Source organism: Acidithiobacillus ferriphilus, assembly GCF_018854775.1.
Taxonomy (GTDB): Bacteria; Pseudomonadota; Gammaproteobacteria; order Acidithiobacillales; family Acidithiobacillaceae; genus Acidithiobacillus; species Acidithiobacillus ferriphilus.
The window spans coordinates 1-4476 of the sequence record NZ_JAAZTY010000209.1; the positions used below are offsets into that span (position 1 = coordinate 1).

General features: G+C 55.1%; 6 protein-coding genes. 1 reads left to right on the forward strand and 5 read right to left on the reverse strand.

Features of this window, described 5'->3' with window-relative positions; translation table 11 throughout:
- The 3 genes from HF921_RS12355 to HF921_RS12365 all read right to left on the reverse strand — a co-directional run.
- Positions 1-281 (reverse strand): CDP-alcohol phosphatidyltransferase family protein (locus HF921_RS12355; RefSeq protein ID WP_215893912.1); only part of this gene is annotated, 281 nt, incomplete at its 3' end.
- Between the two features lie 2 nt (positions 282-283).
- Entirely contained in the window at positions 284-2155 is a 1872-nt protein-coding gene (gene uvrC / locus HF921_RS12360; RefSeq protein ID WP_215893913.1) for an excinuclease ABC subunit UvrC, read from the reverse strand.
- A gap of 33 nt (positions 2156-2188) precedes the next feature.
- Positions 2189-2491 (reverse strand): gamma-butyrobetaine hydroxylase-like domain-containing protein, encoded by a 303-nt coding sequence (locus tag HF921_RS12365; protein WP_064218833.1) that lies wholly within the window; start codon positions 2489-2491, stop codon positions 2189-2191.
- An 89-nt stretch (positions 2492-2580) separates the two neighbouring features.
- Here HF921_RS12365 and efp point away from each other — a divergent pair, with 89 nt between their 5' ends.
- Positions 2581-3141 (forward strand): elongation factor P, encoded by a 561-nt coding sequence (efp, locus tag HF921_RS12370; protein WP_064218834.1) that lies wholly within the window; start codon positions 2581-2583, stop codon positions 3139-3141.
- 48 nt (positions 3142-3189) lie between these two features.
- On the opposite strand, the gene HF921_RS12375 is transcribed toward efp, so the two are convergent.
- Together HF921_RS12375 and eno are read right to left on the reverse strand one after the other, a co-directional pair.
- The gene (locus HF921_RS12375) at positions 3190-3558 is read right to left on the reverse strand and encodes an FtsB family cell division protein (protein WP_215893914.1); all 369 of its coding nucleotides are present in this window, start codon (positions 3556-3558) and stop codon (positions 3190-3192) included.
- Between the two features lie 54 nt (positions 3559-3612).
- Positions 3613-4476 (reverse strand): phosphopyruvate hydratase (eno, locus tag HF921_RS12380; RefSeq protein WP_215893915.1); only part of this gene is annotated, 864 nt, incomplete at its 5' end.

Here is a 4476-nt window from a genome sequence, read left to right on the forward strand (position 1 = left end):
CCCGCCAGTATCTTTGGTATCTCTCCTGAAGACGCGATGAGCACCAGTGCAGTGATCACCATGATTTTATCGGCAACAGGGTCCAGAAAGGTACCAAAGGGGGACACTCCATGATAGCGTCGGGCCAGATAACCATCGGCCCAATCCGTAATCGCCGCTACCGCAAAAATGGCGGTGGCGGCGAAAGTGCGCACATCGCCCCCCCAGTAAAAGAGCGCCACAAAAATAGGCACCAGCAAGATGCGCAGAACCGTCAGGAAATTGGGCAGCCGTTTTATCACAATCAGGCACGTCCTACGTGGAAGAAATCATATATCCGCTGCGCGAGCTCCAGATGGATACCTTCTACGCGCTGCAAATCCTCTATACCGGCGTCACGAATCCCCCGTAAACCACCAAATGCGCGCAACAGCGCGACTCGCCGTTTCGGTCCGATCCCGGCGATGCCATCCAAATCAGACTCCTGTCGTGCCTTGCCGCGCCGCGCCCGATGACCGGTAATGGCAAAACGATGCGCTTCGTCGCGTATCTCCTGAATCACCAGTAATACCGGGTCATCATCGTCAAATTGTCGTGCGGCGGCCCATCCGGGAATGTGCAGCATCTCCAGCCCCGGACGCCGCGTCGTTCCTTTCGCCACCCCACATAACTGAATACACTCTATCTCCAATGCGTCCAAAGCCACTTGCGCCCGGGCCACCTGTCCGGGACCACCGTCAATAAAAACGATCTCCGGCAAGGCCAAGCCTTCTTTTTGCAGGCGCGCGTAGCGGCGATACACAGCCTGCTCTATAGCCGCGTAATCGTCCCCACCCTGGATGTCACGGATATTGAAGCGGCGATACGCATTCTTCAACGCCCCATCTTCACCGAAAACCACACAAGATGCCACCGCCGCTTCACCCCGCGTATGGCTAATGTCAAAGCACTCTACACGCTGCGGCACCTCTGCGAGGTCAAAAAGTTCCTGCAACAGGAGCATACGCCGCCGTCCGGCAGTGGCGCTCTGCGCGCGTTGGCGCAACGCCCCCACGGCGTTGGTGAACGCCAATGCCATCCAGCGTCGGCGCGGACCGCGCTGCGGCTGATCAATCATGACCCGGTGTCCGGCTTCGCTGCTCAGAGCCTCCGCGAGTGAAATCAGCGAACGCGGCAGCACATTGACCAGTAGATTCCCCGGCACCTCTTTATTACTGTAGAACTGCATGAGAAAGGCCGTGATCACATCTGGCGCACGCACTTCTTCCGTATGGCGTGGGAAAATTGCGCGTCCGCCCAGTTGTCGTCCATTGCGGATAAAGCTGACATACACCACCCACTGCCCATTCTCTTGGGCGGCCGCCAGCACATCAAAATCACCCCCTCCTGCCTGCGCCACATACTGACGCTCCTGAATTTTGGACAAAGCGGCGATCTGGTCACGCCGCCGCGCGGCTTCCTCAAAATCGAACTGCTCCGCCGCGGCCTGCATGCACGCGCTCAGTCGGCGAATTGCTTCGTCACTCTTGCCCTCCAGAAAGCGAATCGTGTCCGCCACATCCCGCGCGTAGTCCCCTCCGCTGATATGCCCGACACAGGGACCACTGCACCGGCGAATCTGGTATTGCAAGCAAGCCCGGCTGCGGTGATGAAAGGTATGATCCTCGCAGGTCCGCAAGCGGAAGGCTTTCTGTAACAGCACCATACTCTCACGCAGTGCAGTAACGGCCGGATACGGACCGAAGTAGTGCCCTTTTCCCTTCTGGGCACCCCGGTGCAGACTCATGCGCGGCGTGTCGTGACTGGTTTCTATGAACAGGTAGGGGTAACTCTTATCATCCCGCAGCAGGATATTGTACGGCGGGTGGTGGCGCTTAATGAGATTCGCTTCCAGCACCAGCGCTTCGGTTTCAGTGTGAGTCACCACCACTTCGACGCGTTTTACCCGCGCCAGCATCGCCAGTGTTTTTGGGCTGTGACGCTGCTTTTGAAAATAAGAGCTGACGCGACGTTTGAGATTGCGGGCCTTGCCCACGTAGAGCAGACCGCCACCTGGGCCAACCATCTGGTAAATACCGGGCTGACTGGTTAATGTACGCAGAAAGTCGCCAAGAACGAAAGACGTTTCTGCCGTCTCCATATCTCCCTGAGTATTTTCTATGGATTCAATATCCATCAGATTTCAGAAATTTTGAACAACCCATAGCGCTCATTCACTATCCAACATACGCAGATACTCCCACGTGAAAATGCCGGTGCTATGACCATCACTGAAATGCAGCTGCACCGCGTAGTTGCCCACCGGGGCCACCTCCACAATGCTCACGTCCTCTTTACCAGTAATCACCCGCGCCTGATCGGGTGTGTGCCCCTTACACTCCGCGCAGGGACACTCCACCCGCAGGTGTTCAAAGGTCAGACGGCTGGTGTGACCGTCAGCCCAATCTACTTCCATGACGCGGCTGATCATGAGGGGACGAATCTCCAGGGGCTGGGTACGGGGCTCAGACATGATTACCTCTCAGGGACCGGGCTGGTCAGAAATAAGCCTCTAGGGTACAATTCACGCCCTCTAAAGGGAATGCCCAGAAGGACCACAGTATGAAGATTTCCGCCTTTGATATCCGCCCCGGCAATATTCTGGAGCATGAAAAAGGACTTTGGCGTGTACTCAAAACCGATTTCGTGAAGCCCGGCAAAGGCGGCGCCTTCGTGCAGATCGAGATGAAGAATATTGAGACGGGCACCAAGTCCAATACACGCTTCCGCTCTGGAGAAAGTATAGAGAAGGCCGTCGTCGAGCCGCGTACCATGCAGTATCTATATGCAGATGCCACCGGCTATGTTTTTATGGACAACGAGAACTTTGAGCAGCTCATTCTCAGTGCGGATCTGCTCGAAGGACAAACCGGCTATCTCTTGCCCAATACCGAAATCCAGATCAACCTGCATAACGACAGACCCATTGGCGTTGAATTGCCGCCTGTGGTTGTTTTAGAGGTGAGTGAAGCCGATCCCGCCATTAAGGGACAAACCGCTACCGGATCCTACAAGGCCGCACGTATGGAAACCGGCATTACGGTTATGGTCCCGCAGTTTGTGAATAACGGTGAAAAAATCCGGGTGAACACGGTAGACGGCAGTTACATCGACCGCGCCTGACCGACCATGCAGGATGGGTTGCCGGACCGGCGCAACGCCCGGCACAACTCAGGACACTCGGGTAGTTGTCTTGATACGGTGGTTGGGAGTGCCCTTGGCCGGAATCACCCAGACAAACACCTCGCCTTTACTGACCATCCCCAGATGACGTCGGGCCAGTTCTTCAACAGCATGGCTCCCCGTTTGCAGGCTCGTCACCTGCGCAGTCAAAAGATCATTGCGATCTTTTAACTGCTTTAAAATGACCTGCTTGTTTTCCAGTTTCTGGTGCAGTTCCACAACATTCCACCAGCTTCCGGAAGCAAACCAAAGTGGATATTGCAAGACGCACAACACGGCGAGAAGCATAAAATCTACAAGACGCACGTCCGCCTTAGCAGTGACTACGCTATCTCTTACACGCGCCCAATAGCCCATGCCGAAAAATCCCCGAAAATTTAATGGACCAGAAAATAGTTCATAAAATTCCTTTTAATCCAGATTATAAAAAGTTGCAAGTCCAGGATAACGGGCCGCGTCGCCCAAGTCTTCCTCTATACGCAACAAACGGTTGTATTTTGCAACCCGATCCGTACGCGACAAGGAACCTGTTTTAATCTGACCGCAACCTGTAGCCACCGCGATATCGGCCAACGTGGTGTCTTCGGTTTCTCCTGAGCGGTGCGAGACGATGGCTGTATAACTATGGATTTTTGCCATTTCAATGGCCGCCAGGGTCTCGGATAATGTACCAATCTGGTTGAGTTTAATGAGGATGCTATTGGCGACCCCACGCTCAATACCTTCGCGCAAAATGGTCGTATTCGTCACAAAAATATCATCGCCCACCAACTGCAAACGATCGCCGAGACGATCGGTCAGCATGATCCAGCCTTCCCAGTCGTTTTGATCCATGCCATCTTCAATGCTGATCAACGGATAACGATCGGCCAGTGTCGCCAGGTAGTCTACGAATTGCGCACTATTGAGTTCGCGCTTTTCGCTGGCCAGATGATAACGCCCATCCCGATAAAATTCACTGGACGCCACGTCCATGCCCAGCCAGATATCTTTGCCCGGCTGATAACCCGCCTTGCCGATGGCGTCCATGAGCAATTCCAGCGCAGCCTCGTTGGAAGGCAGATTCGGGGCGAAACCGCCCTCGTCGCCGACGGTCGTTGCCAGTCCGCGCGATTGCAGTACGGCTTTGAGGCGGTGGAACACTTCCACCCCCATCTGCAGCGCCTCTGAGAAGGACTCCGCACCCGCCGGGATCAGCATAAATTCCTGCATGTCCACGTCATTATCGGCATGGGCACCGCCATTGATGACATTCATCATGGGGACGGGTAACTG

Excerpts from the sequence above, each read along its gene's own strand:
- HF921_RS12365 (WP_064218833.1), bottom strand. The coding sequence starts at position 2,491 with ATGTCTGAGCCCCGTACCCAGCCCCTGGAGATTCGTCCCCTCATGATC.
- efp (WP_064218834.1), top strand. The coding sequence starts at position 2,581 with ATGAAGATTTCCGCCTTTGATATCCGCCCCGGCAATATTCTGGAGCAT.
- HF921_RS12375 (WP_215893914.1), bottom strand. The coding sequence starts at position 3,558 with ATGGGCTATTGGGCGCGTGTAAGAGATAGCGTAGTCACTGCTAAGGCG.
- uvrC (WP_215893913.1), bottom strand. The coding sequence starts at position 2,155 with ATGGATATTGAATCCATAGAAAATACTCAGGGAGATATGGAGACGGCA.